This is a genomic window from Achromobacter sp. 413638, assembly GCF_043119405.1.
In the GTDB taxonomy this organism is placed as follows: Bacteria; Pseudomonadota; Gammaproteobacteria; order Burkholderiales; family Burkholderiaceae_B; genus Achromobacter.
The window spans coordinates 1-14,087 of record NZ_JBICCO010000127.1 but is presented as its reverse complement, the minus strand read 5'-3'; the positions used below and the strand labels follow the sequence as shown (position 1 = coordinate 14,087).

General features: G+C 66.6%; 12 protein-coding genes and 1 pseudogene. 1 reads left to right on the top strand and 12 read right to left on the bottom strand.

The annotated features are described in order from the left end of the window. Window positions 1-42 precede the first annotated feature (42 nt). Window positions 43-2,409 (bottom strand): phosphoenolpyruvate synthase, encoded by a 2,367-nt coding sequence (gene ppsA, locus ACEU5R_RS30520; protein ID WP_392413546.1) that lies wholly within the window; start codon window positions 2,407-2,409, stop codon window positions 43-45. Window positions 2,410-2,589: 180 nt separating this feature from the next. Between ppsA and ACEU5R_RS30515 the strand changes: the two genes are divergently transcribed. Next, window positions 2,590-3,417, top strand: a complete 828-nt coding sequence (locus tag ACEU5R_RS30515; RefSeq protein ID WP_103274084.1) for a pyruvate, water dikinase regulatory protein — start codon at window positions 2,590-2,592, stop codon at window positions 3,415-3,417. 100 nt (window positions 3,418-3,517) lie between these two features. Here ACEU5R_RS30515 and ACEU5R_RS30510 read toward each other — a convergent pair whose 3' ends face one another. From ACEU5R_RS30510 to ACEU5R_RS30460, 11 genes and pseudogenes are all read right to left on the bottom strand, one after another. Continuing rightward, a complete protein-coding gene (locus tag ACEU5R_RS30510) occupies window positions 3,518-3,922 on the bottom strand; it encodes a hypothetical protein (RefSeq protein WP_392413544.1) in 405 nt (134 codons plus the stop codon). Window positions 3,923-3,933: 11 nt separating this feature from the next. After that, window positions 3,934-4,719: an RNA methyltransferase gene (locus ACEU5R_RS30505; RefSeq protein WP_103274082.1), complete on the bottom strand. Its 786-nt coding sequence runs from the start codon at window positions 4,717-4,719 to the stop codon at window positions 3,934-3,936. Next, window positions 4,716-5,321 (bottom strand): ribonuclease HII, encoded by a 606-nt coding sequence (gene rnhB / locus ACEU5R_RS30500; protein ID WP_103274081.1) that lies wholly within the window; start codon window positions 5,319-5,321, stop codon window positions 4,716-4,718. Before rnhB ends, ACEU5R_RS30505 begins: the two co-directional genes overlap by 4 nt. Next, window positions 5,311-6,507: a lipid-A-disaccharide synthase gene (gene lpxB / locus ACEU5R_RS30495; RefSeq protein WP_392413542.1), complete on the bottom strand. Its 1,197-nt coding sequence runs from the start codon at window positions 6,505-6,507 to the stop codon at window positions 5,311-5,313. The genes rnhB and lpxB overlap by 11 nt, the downstream gene beginning before the upstream one ends. A gap of 73 nt (window positions 6,508-6,580) precedes the next feature. Continuing rightward, window positions 6,581-7,375: an acyl-ACP--UDP-N-acetylglucosamine O-acyltransferase gene (gene lpxA, locus ACEU5R_RS30490; RefSeq protein WP_103274079.1), complete on the bottom strand. Its 795-nt coding sequence runs from the start codon at window positions 7,373-7,375 to the stop codon at window positions 6,581-6,583. Next, window positions 7,376-7,828 (bottom strand): 3-hydroxyacyl-ACP dehydratase FabZ, encoded by a 453-nt coding sequence (gene fabZ, locus ACEU5R_RS30485; RefSeq protein WP_103274078.1) that lies wholly within the window; start codon window positions 7,826-7,828, stop codon window positions 7,376-7,378. Window positions 7,829-7,892: 64 nt separating this feature from the next. Further along, window positions 7,893-8,990 carry a UDP-3-O-(3-hydroxymyristoyl)glucosamine N-acyltransferase gene (gene lpxD, locus ACEU5R_RS30480; protein ID WP_392413541.1) on the bottom strand — a complete coding sequence of 366 codons (1,098 nt, stop codon included), beginning with the start codon at window positions 8,988-8,990 and terminating at the stop codon, window positions 7,893-7,895. A 14-nt stretch (window positions 8,991-9,004) separates the two neighbouring features. Beyond that, window positions 9,005-9,565, bottom strand: a complete 561-nt coding sequence (locus ACEU5R_RS30475) for an OmpH family outer membrane protein (RefSeq protein WP_103274076.1) — start codon at window positions 9,563-9,565, stop codon at window positions 9,005-9,007. A 110-nt stretch (window positions 9,566-9,675) separates the two neighbouring features. Next, on the bottom strand, window positions 9,676-12,009 hold the full coding sequence (gene bamA / locus ACEU5R_RS30470) for an outer membrane protein assembly factor BamA (protein WP_392413540.1): 2,334 nt from the start codon (window positions 12,007-12,009) through the stop codon (window positions 9,676-9,678). 54 nt (window positions 12,010-12,063) lie between these two features. Beyond that, window positions 12,064-13,395, bottom strand: a complete 1,332-nt coding sequence (gene rseP / locus ACEU5R_RS30465; protein WP_392413538.1) for an RIP metalloprotease RseP — start codon at window positions 13,393-13,395, stop codon at window positions 12,064-12,066. A gap of 89 nt (window positions 13,396-13,484) precedes the next feature. Continuing rightward, window positions 13,485-14,087 (bottom strand): annotated as a pseudogene (locus ACEU5R_RS30460) (1-deoxy-D-xylulose-5-phosphate reductoisomerase); the annotation flags it as partial.

Sequence of the window (14,087 nt, the reverse complement as noted above, 5' to 3'; positions counted from 1 at the left end):
GCCCTTACGGGCGCGGGGGTTTTTCAGGCCAAGCGCGGCCGATCAGTTCCTGGCCAGACGCTGCCAGGTGTCGACCACGGTGTCCGGGTTCAGCGACATGGACAGGATGCCCTCGTCCTTCAGCCACTGGGCGAAGTCCGGGTGATCGCTGGGGCCCTGGCCGCAGATGCCGACGTACTTGCCAGCGTCCAGGCAAGCCTTGATCGCGCGGCGCAGCATGAACTTCACCGCCTCGTCGCGCTCGTCGAAGTCGGCCGCCAGCAGCTCCATGCCCGAATCGCGGTCCAGGCCCAGCGTCAGCTGGGTCATGTCGTTCGAACCGATGGAGAAGCCGTCGAAGTACTGCAGGAACTCATCGGCCAGGATGGCGTTGGACGGCACCTCGCACATCATCACCAGGCGCAGGCCGTTCTCGCCGCGCGCCAGACCGTGCGCGGCCAACAGCTTGACCACCTTGTCCGCCTGGCCCAGGGTACGCACGAAGGGCACCATGATCTCGACGTTGGTCAGGCCCATCTCATCGCGCACCTTCTTGAGGGCTTCGCATTCCATGCGGAAGCACTCGGCGAAGTCCTCGGCGATGTAGCGCGACGCGCCGCGGAAGCCGAGCATGGGGTTCTCTTCCTCGGGTTCGTAGCGCGAGCCGCCGACCAGCTTGCGGTACTCGTTGGACTTGAAGTCCGACATGCGCACGATCACGGGCTTCGGATAGAAGGCCGCCGCGATGGTGGCCACGCCCTCGGCCATCTTCTCGACGAAGAAGGCGCGCGGGCTGGCGTGGCCGCGGGCGGCCGATTCGACCGCCTTCTTCAGCTCGCCATCCACGTTCGGGTAGTCCAGCACCGCCTTGGGGTGGATGCCGATGTTGTTGTTGATGATGAATTCCAGGCGGGCCAGGCCGACGCCGCTGTTGGGGATCTGGGCGAAGTCGAAGGCCAGCTGCGGGTTGCCGACGTTCATCATGATCTTGACGTCGATCGGAGGCATGTCGCCGCGGCGCACTTCTTCCACTTCGGTCTCGATCAGGCCGTCATAGATGCGGCCTTCGTCGCCCTCGGCGCAAGACACGGTGACCGCCTGACCTTCCTTCAGCACGTCGGTGGCGTTGGCGCAACCGACCACGGCCGGGATGCCCAGCTCGCGCGCGATGATGGCGGCGTGGCAGGTGCGGCCGCCGCGGTTGGTGACGATGGCGGCGGCGCGCTTCATCACCGGCTCCCAGTTGGGGTCGGTCATGTCGGTGACCAGCACGTCGCCGGGCTGCACCTTGTCCATGTCGGAGATGTCGCCGACCACGCGCACCGGACCGGCGCCGATCTTCTGGCCGATCGCGCGGCCGGTGATCAGGACCTGGCCGGTGGCCTTCAGGCGGTAGCGCTGCTGCACGTCATTGGCGCCCTGCTGCGACTTCACCGTCTCGGGACGGGCCTGCAGGATGTAGATCTTGCCGTCGATGCCGTCGCGGCCCCACTCGATGTCCATCGGGCGGCCGTAGTGCTTTTCGATGATGACGGCGTAGCGGGCCAGCTCGTTGACCTCGTCGTCGGTCAGCGAGTAGCGGTTGCGTTCCGACACCGGCACGTCGACGGTGCGCACGGCGCGGCCGCCAGGACGCTCGGGATCGAATTCCATCTTGATCAGCTTGGAGCCGATGCGGCGGCCGACGATGGGGAAATGACCCTGGGCCAGCGTGGGCTTGAAGACGTAGAACTCGTCGGGGTTGACGGCGCCCTGCACCACGGTTTCGCCCAGACCGTAGGACGAGGTGATGAAGACCACGTCCTGGAAGCCCGATTCGGTGTCGATGGTGAACATCACGCCGGCGCTGCCCTTGTCGGAGCGGACCATGCGCTGGATGCCGGCCGACAGCGCCACGTCGGCATGGGCGTAGCCCTTGTGCACGCGGTACGAAATGGCGCGGTCGTTGTAGAGCGAGGCGAACACGTGGCGGATCTTGTCCAGCACGTCGTCGATGCCGACCACGTTCAGGAAGGTTTCCTGCTGGCCGGCGAAGGACGCGTCGGGCAGGTCTTCGGCGGTGGCGGACGAGCGCACGGCGAACGAGCCCTTGCCGTCGGCGTCGAGCTTGGCGAAGGCCTCGCGGATCTGCTTCTCGAATTCGGCCGAGAACGGGGCGTCGACGATCCACTGGCGGATCTCGGAGCCTGCGTTGGCCAGCTCGCGCACGTCTTCAGGGTTGAGCGTGGTCAGGCGTTCGGCGATGCGCTTGTCCAGGCCGGAGGCCTTGAGGAAGTCGCGGAAGGCGTCGGCGGTCGTGGCGAAGCCGCCCGGCACGCGGACTCCCGCGCCAGACAGCTGACTGATCATTTCGCCTAGTGATGCGTTCTTGCCTCCTACCGAGTCCACGTCCGTCATGCGGAGCTGCTCGAACAAAACAACGTACGACATTGAAGTCACCTTTTACAATGGAATGAAAGCGAGTTTGGTCAATGCATGGAAGGCGCTTTCGCCTTGCCGTCACGCGCTGACCAAACTGGCCTTGGACCGCCCTTGGGGTGACTCATATAGGGGCCTGATTGTACTCTTCGGAGCACTGCCGGCCATCCGCCCGGTTGGAATTTTTTACACATGACATCTAGCCCGATCGCACGCACCGTCTACATCGTTTCTGACAGCACCGGCATCACCGCCGAGACCTTCAGCCAGTCGGTCCTGTCACAATTCGAGGAGGTCCAGTTCAAGCCCGTGCGACTGCCCTACGTCGACACCCTGGAAAAAGCCGCCGAGGTGGCCCAGCGCATCGACCGCAGCGCCCTGGAAGCCGGGGTCCCGCCCATTGTGTTCAGCACCCTGGTCAATCCGGATATCCTGGCCCGTGTTCGCCAGGCGAACGGCGTTTTCCTGGACCTGTTCGGCACCTTCGTCAGCCATATCGAGCAGGCGCTGGGACTGAAATCCAGCCATTCCATCGGCCGGTCCCACATGGCGGCCAATTCCGAGAAATACCGCAACCGGATCGACGCCATCAACTTCAGCCTGGCGCATGACGATGGGCAGTTCGTGAACCAGCTGGACCAGGCCGACGTGATCCTGGTGGGCGTGTCCCGCTGCGGCAAGACGCCGACCAGCCTGTACCTGGCCATGCAATATGCGATCAAGGCGGCCAATTTCCCGCTCACGCCGGACGATTTCGAGCGCGGCACGCTGCCCTCCACCATCGCGCCCCACCGCGCCAAGCTGTTCGGCCTGTCGATCCAGCCCGAGCGACTGGCGGAGGTGCGCAATGAACGCCGCCCGAACAGCCGCTACGCGCAGCTGGAGCAATGCCGTTACGAAGTCGCCGAGGCCGAGCGCATGATGCGGCGCGAGGGCATTTCCTGGCTGTCGACCACCACCAAGTCCATCGAGGAAATCTCGACCACGGTGCTGCAGGAAGTGGGCCTGGACCGGACCTGAACGCCACGCCGGCGACGACGCCACCGGACGCCCGGCGCCGCCGGGCGGGGGCGGCTCGACCAGACGGCCGCCAGGCCCGCCACGCCAGGCGAATCGCGCCCTACAGGCGCTGCGAGAACGGCAGCACCTGCGACTCGGACAGCGGCAGGAACATGCCGGCCGCCGGCAAATAGAACCCGATCAACCGTCCGGAAGACGCCACCAGATAGGCCTCCGAGCGCGCGCCCTTGCCCAGCGCCACCGGCGCGCCCAGCGGGCGATAGACATCGCCCTGCACCAGCGCCCCCACCCTGCGCCACTGCGAGGCATCTTCCAGCCTGAAGGCCTGACCGTCGGACAGCTTGCCGGTCACGGCGCGCGACAGCACCTGGGTGTTGGCGGCGTCCGCCGACACCACTGGCACCAGCACCGCCCGCTCGGGGCCGGACGCGCACGCGCCCAGGACAACCAGCGCCGCGGCGCCGGCCAGGCCGCGCCAGGCGCGCCCGGATGACAGGAATGACATGCGCGGCATCGTCATGAGCCCGCTCCCCAATGTTGACGACGTTGTTCGAACAGACAGATCGCGGCGGCGGCGCCGACATTCAGCGATTCCACCGCCTGCGCATCATGCGGGATGCGGACCTTCAAGGCCGCGGCGGCCAGCAGGCCCGCGTCCACGCCCTGCCCTTCATGTCCGAACACCCAGGCGCAGCGCGCCGGCAATGCGGTGCGGTACAGGTCGCTGGCGCCATCCAGCGCCGTCGCCACCAGCGGCGCGCGCAGGCGCGGCAGCAGGGCCGCCAGGTCCACGTGTTCATGAATCGCCAGCGCGAAATGCGCGCCCTGGCCGCTGCGCAGCACCTTGGGCGACCAGGCGGCGGCCGTGCCGGTGGCCAGGAACACGCGCTTGACGCCGGCCGCCGCGCAGGTGCGCAGCAAGGTGCCGACATTGCCCGGATCCTGGATGCGGTCGAACAGCACGCAATTCTCGTCCACGGCACCCGGCAAGGCCGGCGCCGGCGGCGCGACCACGAAGGCCACGCCCTGCCCGCTCTCCACGCTGGCCAGCGATTGCATCAGGCGCGCGTCCAGCGCCAGGCAGCGCTCGGACGGCAGCGCGGCGGCCAGGGCCGCGAGTTCGGGCTGGTCCAGACGCTCGGCATCGAACACCGCCTGCTCCGGCAGGCCATGATGGTCCAGCCAGGCCCGGCACAGATGCACGCCGTCCAGCAAGACGGACGCGCCACGGCGCCCCGCCAGCCCGGCCAGCTTGACCAGCGCCTTGACGGCCGGGTTGTCGCGGGAACTGATGTGTTTCATGCGTCGGCGCCGAAGGCCTTGATGGGCGCGAAGCTGCGCCGGTGTTCGGCGCAGGGGCCATGCTCGCGCAGCAGCCGCAGGTGCAGCGCCGTGCCGTAACCCTTGTGCTGATCGAAGGCATATTGCGGATACTGCTCGTGCAGGCGCAGCAGGTCGGCGTCGCGGGCGGTCTTGGCCAGGATGGACGCGGCCGAGATCGCCGGCACCAGGGCGTCTCCCTTGATCACGGTCTGCACCGTGCAGCCCAGCTTGGGCGCCTGGTTGCCGTCCACCAGCGCCAGTTGCGGCGCGACGGACAGGCCCTGCACCGCGCGCTGCATCGCCAGCATGGTGGCGCGCAGGATGTTCAGGCTGTCGATCTCCTGGACGCTGGCGCTGGCGATGAACCAGGCCAGCGCGCGCTCGCGGATCTCCAGCGCCAGCGCTTCGCGCCGCGCCGGCTTGAGCGCCTTGGAATCGGCCAGGCCCTCGATCGGCCGGGCCGGATCGAGAATCACGGCGGCGGCATAGACCGCGCCGGCAAGCGGGCCCCGGCCGGCCTCGTCCACGCCGGCGGTGATCTGCTCGGGCTGGGGCGTGGCCCCGAAAAGGTCAGGCTGCACCGTCGGCGACCTCGAGGATGGCGCGCGCGGCCAGCGCGGGCGTGTCGCGCAGCAGGTCCTGGTGCAGCGCCGTGAAGCGCGCCTCGATGCGCGCGCCCAGGGCTTCGTCGGTCAGAGCCGTCCAGGTCGCCTCGGCCAGCTTTTCCGGCGTGGCGTCGTCCTGCAGCAGCTCCGGCACCGCGAAGTCGCGCAGCAGCACGTTGGGCAGTCCGACCCAGGGCAGATAGGGGCGTTCCTGGCCGGATTTCCAGGCCATGATGCGCCGCATCCACGGCGACAGCACGTAGGAGATGACCATGGGACGCTTGTACAGCGCCGTCTCCAGCGTGGCGGTGCCGCTGGCCACCAGCACCGCGGTGCTGGCCTCCATGACCGACCAGGCGACCGGCGCCTGCCGTTCGCCGCCTTCGCCATGCAGGTCCTGCGCCGTGACGCAGCGCAGGCCCGGCACCGGGTACTGCTCGAGGAAGGACTGGAACTCCGCGCGCCGCTGTTCGTTGACCATGGGCACGATGCACTGCAACGCCGGATCGCGCTTTTGCAGGATCTGCGCGGCCTGCAGGAAGCGTGGCGCCAACAGGCGGATTTCCGACGAGCGGCTGCCCGGCAGGATCGCCAGCACGCGGGCGTTCTGGTCGATGCCCAGCCGCGCGCGCGCGGCGGCCCGGTCCGGCTGCATCGGCACCGCGCCGGCCAGCGGATGGCCGACGTAGGTGACCGGTATGCCTTCCTTGCGGTAGATCTCTTCCTCGAACGGGAACAGCACCAGCATGTGCGAAACCGACTCGCGGATCTTGTGGATGCGCTCATAGCGCCACGCCCAGATCGACGGACCGACGAAGTGCACCGTGGGCGTGCCGGCCTGGCGCAGCTGATGCTCCAGGCGCAGGTTGAAATCAGGCGCGTCGATGCCAACGAACACGGCCGGCGGCTCGGCCAGCCAGCGCCGCTTGACGTCGCGATAGGTGGACAGCAGGCTGGGCAGGCGCTTGAGCGCGTCGACGTAGCCGAACACGGTCAGGGCATGCATGGGATGCCAGGCATTGAAGTCGCGGGCCTGCATCTGCGGCCCGCCGATGCCTTCGCAACGCACCGAGGCGTCGCCGGCCTGCAGGCCGGCGATGATGCGGCCGGCCAGCAGGTCGCCCGAGGGCTCGCCCGCCACCATGCCGATGCGCTTGCTCATTGTGCATCCCCCAAATTGCCCGGCTGCGCTGCGCGCCGGGGAGCCCGACACGGCTGTGGCGGCCGGACGGGGGTCATGGACGGATGATGCCGCGCGAAGCGACGTCCAGGAAATCCAGGAAAACCTGCAACGGCTCGGCCACGCCGGGCTCGGACTGCTGGCGCGCCTTCAGCTCGGCGCGCGCTTCGTCCAGCGACAGGCCGCGGCGGTAGACGATCTTGTAGGCCTCGCGCAACGCGGAAATCGCCTCGGCCGAGAAGCCGCGGCGGCGCAGGCCCTCGACGTTGACGCCGACCGGCCGGCAGGGATTGCCCGCGGCCAGCAGGAAGGGCGGCGCATCCTGCATCAGCGAGCTGTTGCCGCCGGTCATGGAATGCGCGCCGATGCGCGAAAACTGGTGCACGCCGGTCAGGCCGCCGATGATGGCCCAATCGCCCACATGCACGTGGCCGCCAAGCTGGACCGAGTTGGCCAGGATGACGTTGTTGCCAACGTGGCAGTCGTGCGCCACATGCACATAGGCCATGATCCAGTTGTCATTGCCCAACGTGGTGACGCCGCCGTCCTGCACGGTGCCCGTGTTGAGCGTGACGAATTCACGGACCGTGTTGCGGTCGCCGATCGTCAAGCGAGTGCGCTCGCCGTCGTACTTCTTGTCCTGCGGCATGCCGCCGATCGAGCAGTACCGGTAGAAGCGGTTGTCGCGCCCGATGGTCGTCACGCCGTCGATCATGCAATACGGACCCACTTCGGTGCCCGCGCCGATGGTCACATCCGGCCCGATCACGCAGAACGGCCCGATGGTGACAGAGGGATCGATCTTCGCCGCCGGATCGACGACAGCGCTCGGATGGATGTTCGCGGCCATTTACTCTTCCAGGCTGCGGATGGCGCACATGAGCGTGGCCGCGGCCACTTCCTGCCCGTCGACCGTCGCGCGCGCTTGGTACTTACAGATGCTGCGGCTCAGGCGCAGCGCCTCGACTTCCAGGCGCAGCTGGTCGCCCGGCACGACCGGACGGCGGAAGCGCGCATCATCGATGCCGACCAGGTAGTAGGCGGTCTTGCCGTCGCACTTCAGGCCGCCGTCGGCATCCGTGAACGAGAACAGCGCGGCGGCCTGCGCCATGGCTTCAACGATCAGGACGCCAGGCATCACAGGGTGATGCGGGAAGTGCCCCGTGAAAAACGGCTCGTTGATGGAGACGTTCTTGATGGCGACGATGGACTTGCCGGGCACCATCTCCACGACGCGATCGATCAGCAGCATCGGGTAACGATGCGGCAGACGCTCCATGATCCCCTTGATGTCGAGTTCCATTTTTCTGTGAATTCCTGCGAAATGAAATGATCTTGCGGCGTGCGCCGGGCGGCGGACCCGCGCCTTACTCTTTTTCGAGCGAGCGCACGCGGCGGCGCAACTGCGCCAACTGTTGTATCACGGCGGCGTTGCGCTGCCATTCGCCGTGCTCGGCGTACGGGAAGACCCCGGTATACCGGCCCGGCTTCAGGATATTGGACGTCACCGCGGTGCCACCCGAAATATGCACATCGTCGCCCAGGGTCAGGTGCCCCGACAGCATCGCGGCGCCACCGATGGTGCAGCGCTCGCCGATGGTGGTCGAACCGGCCACCCCCACGCACGCGGCCATCGCTGTGTGCGCGCCGATGCGGCAGTTGTGACCCACCATGATCTGGTTGTCCAGCTTGACGCCGTCGGCCACGAAGGTGTCTTCGAGCGCGCCGCGATCGATCGTGGTGTTGGCGCCGATCTCGACGTCGTCGCCGATGGCCACGCCGCCCAGCTGGGGGATCTTGCCCCAGGCGCCCTGCCCCAGCGAGGGATCCGGCGCGAAACCGAAACCGTCCGCGCCCAGCACGACACCACTATGAAGGATGGCGCGGGCGCCTACCTTGACGCCTTCGTACAGGGTCACGTGCGCGTGCAGCAGGCTGTCCGGCCCCACCGAGGAACCGACGCCGATCACGCAGCCCGGGCCCAGCACGGCGCCGCGTCCGATGCGCGCGCCCGATTCCACGACGCAGAGCGGGCCGATGCGGGCGCCCTCTTCGATGACGGCGTCAGCCGCCACCACCGCGGAAGGATGCGTGCCGCCCGGTAGCGCGGGACGACGCGCCGCGTCGAACCACTGGGCCACGCGGGCATACAGCAGGTAGGGATGCTTGCAGACGACCAGCGCAAAGGGCGGACGGCCTTGCTCGCCGCTTTCCAGGGCCTGGGCCACATCGGGGGAGACGATGACCGCCGCCGCCTTGGTGGCGCCCAGCTGACTCTGGTAGCGCGGGTTCGCCAGGAAACTGATTTCCTGGCCGCCCGCCGAGGACAAGGTCCCCACGCCCTGGATCTTGAGAGGCCCCGCGTCGGGGACCGCGCTGATCCGCCAGTCCATGCCCTGGGTCTTGGCGGCGCTCAGCAGCGCTTCAAGCGTGGGCGCGCGGGCAATATCCAGCAATACCGGCATGCTGACGACCGAGCTTACTTGCCCAGGCTCTGAATCACCTTGTCGGTGATGTCGATGCGCGGGTTGACCGTGACGGCGTCCTGAATGATCAGGTCGTAGCTTTCCTGTTCGGCAATGCGCTTGATGGCGTCATTGGCCTTGGTCACGATCGAGGAGAACTCTTCGTTGCGGCGGCGGTTGAAGTCTTCCTGGAACTCGCGGCGCTTGCGCTGCAGGTCGGTGTCCAGGTTGGACAGTTCGCGCTGGCGCTTGACGCGGTCGGATTCCGACAGCACCGGAGCGTCCTTGTCGAACTTCTCGGCTTGCGTGCGCAGGCTGGTGTTCAGGCGCTGCAGTTCGTCGTCACGCTTCTTGAATTCGGATTCGATCTTGCTTTGCGCGGCCTTGGCGGGGGCCGATTCACGCAGGATCCGCTCGGTATTGACGAAGCCGATCTTGGTGCCTTGGGCCTGGGCGGGAACCGCCGCGACCGAACCGAGAATGAGCGCACCTGCCAGGGCCATGGTGGCGCCCAGCTTGCCGCGGCGCTTGGCGCCCAGCGAATCCGACGATTTAAGTGCGAAATCAGACATCATGAAAATCTCACCTTCCAGTAAGGCAAAGCCAAAGTGTGTATTGTGCCACTAAACGATAAGGGAGCCGGGCCACCCGGCCCGCCCCTTGTTTTCAAGCGTAACCGGACAGCTTAGAAACCGGTTCCGATCTGGAACTGGAATGCCTGCTTGTCGTCGCCCTGCTTGGCGTTGAGCGGTCGCGCATAGGACAGCTGCAGCGGACCCATCGGCGATTGCCACGACAGGCCGATACCCGCCGAGAAACGCCAGCCGCAAGGATCTTCCACGGGGCTGCTCGACTTGCCGGTGGTGCAAGACAGGCCGCTGCCCGCGGACACCTGGCCGGCATCGGTGAAGAGGAACCAGCGCAGCGTGCGGTCCTTCGACGCGCCCGGGAACGGCAGGTACAGCTGCGCGTTGGCCACAACGCGGCGCGTGCCGCCCAGGTAGTCGCCGGTCACCGGATCGCGCGCGCCCAGCGAGGAGCCCTCATAGCCGCGCACCGTGCCGATACCACCAGCGTAGACGGTCTTGATGATCGGATAGTCTTTGCCGCCGTAGCTCTGGCCCCAGTCGGCCATGGCGTTCAAGGCCAGCGTGTAGGCGCCACCCAGCGGCACGAAGTATTGCTGCTGGGCCGTCAGCATGTAGTACTTGAGGTCCACGGTCGACAGGTCGCTCTTCAGACGCGTATAGCTGCCCTTGGTGGGCGCCAGCGCGCTGTCGCGCGTATCCTTGGACCAGCCGGCGCTGAAGATCACCGAGTTGGTGGAATCGCCGTACTGGTTCACGAAATTCTTATAGGCCAGCGGCGAGTTGTTATACAGGTCGATCTGGTTGCGCTCGAAGTTCGCGCCCAGGAAGATCCGGTCGTATTCCGAGATCGGCACGCCGAAGTTCATGCCCAGGCCCATGGCCTTGACACGGTAGTCGCCGTCGTTGTTGTTCCAGGGCTCGGTCACGCGGTAGTAGGCCGACGTGGTGCGGCTGATGCCGTCCTTGGTCCAGTACGGATCCGTATGCGACAGCACCACCGCGCGGTTGCTCTTGCTGGTGTTCAGCTGCAGGGTCAGGTTGGTGCCGCTGCCGAAGACGTTGTCTTCGCTGATGCCGGCCGACAGGATGGCCTTTTCGGACGAGCCGTAACCCACGCCCAGATTGATCATGCCGGTGGGCTTTTCCTTCACGTCGACGTTGACGTCGACCTGGTCGGGCGAGCCCGGCACGGGGTCGGTCTTGACGTTGACTTCGCTGAAGTAGCCCAGACGGTCGACGCGGTCGCGCGAGGTCTTGATGTCCTTGGCGTCGTACCAGGCGGCTTCCTGCTGGCGCATTTCGCGGCGCACGACCTCGTCGCGCGTGCGGGTATTGCCGCCGATCTGGATGCGGCGCACGTACACGCGGCGGCTCGGGTCGACGTAGAAGGTCACGTCGGCTTCGTGCTTGTCGCGGTCGAGCTGCGGATTCGGGTTGACGTTGGCGAAGGCGTAGCCCAGTTCGCCCAGGTAGTCGGTGATGGCCTTGGCCGAATCGTTGGCCTTGGCGGCCGAGAAGGTCTCGGCGGGCTTGAGCTGCACCAGGCCATTGATCTGGCTGTCCAGGCCGAGCAGGTTGCCGGCCAGCTTGACGCTGCGCACCTTGTAGGGCTCGCCCTCGTGGACGGTGATGGTGATGCGGATGTCCTTGCGGTCGGGCGAGATCGTGACCTGCGGGGGCTCGACGGAAAACTCCAGGTAGCCCCGGTCCAGATAATACGAACGCAGGCGTTCCAGATCGCCTTCGAGCTTTTCGCGCGAATACTTGTCGGTATCGGTATACCAGGTCAGCCAACCCGGCGTGGTCAGCTTCATTTCGTCAAGCAGGTCGCTTTCCGAGAAAGCCTTGTTACCGACGAAACGGATTTCCTGGATGCGCGCGACCGAGCCTTCGAACACGTCGAAGCTCACGCCCACGCGATTACGCGGCAGCGGCGTCACGGTGGAGGTCACTTCGACGCCGTACTTGCCCTTGGACAGGTACTGTTGCTTGAGTTCGTATTCCGCGCGCTCGAGCATGGAGCGGTCGAAAATACGGCCTTCGGCGAAACCGACCTGGCCCAGCGACTTGATGATGGCCTTGGAATCGAATTCGCGCATGCCGTTGAAATTCACGGATGCGATGGTGGGACGTTCCTGCACGACCACGACAACGACATTATTGTCGGTCTGGATCTGCACGTCAGAGAAAAAGCCCGTGCCGTACAGGCGGCGAATCGCCTCGGTGGCTTCTTCATCGGTGAATTTCTCGCCCACTTTCACGGGGAGATAACCGAATACGGTGCCGGCGTCGGTTCGCTGGATCCCTTCTACGCGGATATCCCGCACGACGAAAGGGTCGAAGGCGTGAGCCATGGCCGGAACGAGCAGCGCGGCGACAAGACTCGGCAATACACCCTTCTTGTGTTGAAACATCCGGCGAAAAGACATCCTTGAGTATCCTCGGTCGTGCAAATGGCGGGGGATTTTATATGCTATTGACGCCTAGGTGAACAGGCGCGAGAAATCATTAAACAGCGCAAGGCCCATGAGCCCTGCCAATATTCCTATGCCGGCGCGCTGTCCGATATCGATCCAGCGGGCGGGCGGCGGGCTGCCCCGCACGATTTCGACGAGATAGTACAGCAGATGGCCGCCGTCCAGCATAGGAATGGGCAGCAAATTTAGTACGCCAAGGCTGATACTGATCAACGCGATATAGGCGATATAAGCAACAATGCCGATCCGGGCGGTCTGGCCGGCGTAGTCGGCGATCGTGACCGGGCCGCTGACATTGCGCCAGGACACCTCGCCCATGACCATGCGGCCCATCATCCGCAGCGAGAACCAGGCGGTGTCCCAGGTGCGGACCGCGCCGCGCCACAGGCTTTCGAACACGCCATAGCGGACCGTCACCATCGGCACATCGCCGCCCAGCTGCACGCCAAGCCGGCCTATCTGGCGGCCTTCCACGGTTTCGGCGCGGGGCGTCACATTCAGCGTGACCGTGTCCGAGCCACGCTTGAGCGTCAGGGCCAGCGGCTGGCCGGCGCTTTCCTGGATGCGGCGCACCAGCGCGCCGGTATCCGGGGCCGGCTGGCCGTCGACGGCCACGATCAGGTCGCCGTCCTTAAGGCCGGCCGCTTCACCCTGCCCGCCCGCGATGACGCTGCGGACGGCGGGACGCGGCTGGGCCAGCCGCAGGCCGGCGGCCGCCAGCGGGTCGCCGCCAGCGGGATCCATGGCATTGGCGGGCAACGTCAATTCACGCTGGTGCACCGCGCCGGACGGAGTGCTGACCTCGACCAGGGCGCGCCCGCCGCCGGACATCACGTCCATCAGCCGCCAGCGCGCGTCCGCCCAGGAAACGACTTCCTCGCCGCCGATGGACAGGATGCGGTCCCCTTCCAGCAGCCCGGCACGGGCCGCCGGCGTATCCACGGCCGGCTTGGCCAGAATCGCGGCGGGCTCCTGCGTGCCGGCCAGGTTCAGGGCGGCGTACAGCAGCACGGCCAGGATCAGGTTGAAGATCGGCCCGGCCGCGACGATGGCGATGCGCTTGCCGACCGGTTGGGTATTGAAGGCGGAAGCGATCTCGGACGGACTCGCGCCCGGTGGAGGATCGTCCTGCATCTTGACGTAGCCGCCGAGCGGCAGGGCCGAGACGGCCCACTCCGTGCCGTGCCGGTCGGTGCGGCGCAGCACCACCTTGCCAAAACCCACGGAAAACCGCAGGACCTTCACGCCGCACAGGCGCGCGACCCAATAGTGGCCCAGCTCGTGAAAAATGATCAGGGAGCCTAGCGCAACCGCAAAGGCGAGCAGGGTGAAAAGCATCGGGATCTAGAATCCAGGATCGATAAGCAGGCGATAACCCAACGATTGCCAGGCGGGATACACCAGACAAGGCAGGCGCGCGGGGCGCCTCAGGCCAGCCCCAGGTTGCCCGCGTAACGGCGCGCCGCCGCATCCAGCGCCAGCACATCCTCGAGACTGCCGAGCGTAACAGAAGCCTGCCGCGCCTGCCACTCCAGCGCCGCCTCGATGACGCGGGGGATCCAGGTATAGGCCAGCCGGCCGCTCAGGAATGCCTCCACCGCCACCTCGTTGGCGGCGTTCAGCGCCACGCAGGCGCCTTGCCCGGCCCGCAACGCGGCAAAGGCCAGCGCCAGACAGGGAAAGCGCGCCAGATCCGGCTGCTCGAAATCCAACCGGCCCAGGCGCATCAGATCCAGCGGGCCGACCCCGCTGTCGATGCGCTCGGGAAAACCCAGGCCATAGGCGATCGGCGTGCGCATGTCGGGCTGGCCCAGCTGGGCCAGGATGGAGCCGTCCGCGTACTCGACCATGGAATGCACCACGCTCTGCGGGTGGACCACCACCTCGATGCGGTCGGCGGGCATGGCGAACAGCCAGTGCGCCTCGATCACTTCCAGGCCCTTGTTCAGCATGGTGGCCGAATCGACGGAAATCTTGCGGCCCATGCTCCAGTTCGGGTGGGGGGGGGCCGGCGCCGGGGGCGCGTCCTG

Bases quoted from the DNA above. Each gene is read 5' to 3' on its own strand.
- ACEU5R_RS30505 (WP_103274082.1), bottom strand. From the start codon at position 4,719: ATGAAACACATCAGTTCCCGCGACAACCCGGCCGTCAAGGCGCTGGTC.
- ACEU5R_RS30515 (WP_103274084.1), top strand. From the start codon at position 2,590: ATGACATCTAGCCCGATCGCACGCACCGTCTACATCGTTTCTGACAGC.
- bamA (WP_392413540.1), bottom strand. From the start codon at position 12,009: ATGTCTTTTCGCCGGATGTTTCAACACAAGAAGGGTGTATTGCCGAGT.
- lpxD (WP_392413541.1), bottom strand. From the start codon at position 8,990: ATGCCGGTATTGCTGGATATTGCCCGCGCGCCCACGCTTGAAGCGCTG.
- ACEU5R_RS30510 (WP_392413544.1), bottom strand. From the start codon at position 3,922: ATGTCATTCCTGTCATCCGGGCGCGCCTGGCGCGGCCTGGCCGGCGCC.
- ACEU5R_RS30475 (WP_103274076.1), bottom strand. From the start codon at position 9,565: ATGATGTCTGATTTCGCACTTAAATCGTCGGATTCGCTGGGCGCCAAG.
- rseP (WP_392413538.1), bottom strand. From the start codon at position 13,395: ATGCTTTTCACCCTGCTCGCCTTTGCGGTTGCGCTAGGCTCCCTGATC.
- lpxB (WP_392413542.1), bottom strand. From the start codon at position 6,507: ATGAGCAAGCGCATCGGCATGGTGGCGGGCGAGCCCTCGGGCGACCTG.
- ppsA (WP_392413546.1), bottom strand. From the start codon at position 2,409: ATGTCGTACGTTGTTTTGTTCGAGCAGCTCCGCATGACGGACGTGGAC.
- lpxA (WP_103274079.1), bottom strand. From the start codon at position 7,375: ATGGCCGCGAACATCCATCCGAGCGCTGTCGTCGATCCGGCGGCGAAG.
- fabZ (WP_103274078.1), bottom strand. From the start codon at position 7,828: ATGGAACTCGACATCAAGGGGATCATGGAGCGTCTGCCGCATCGTTAC.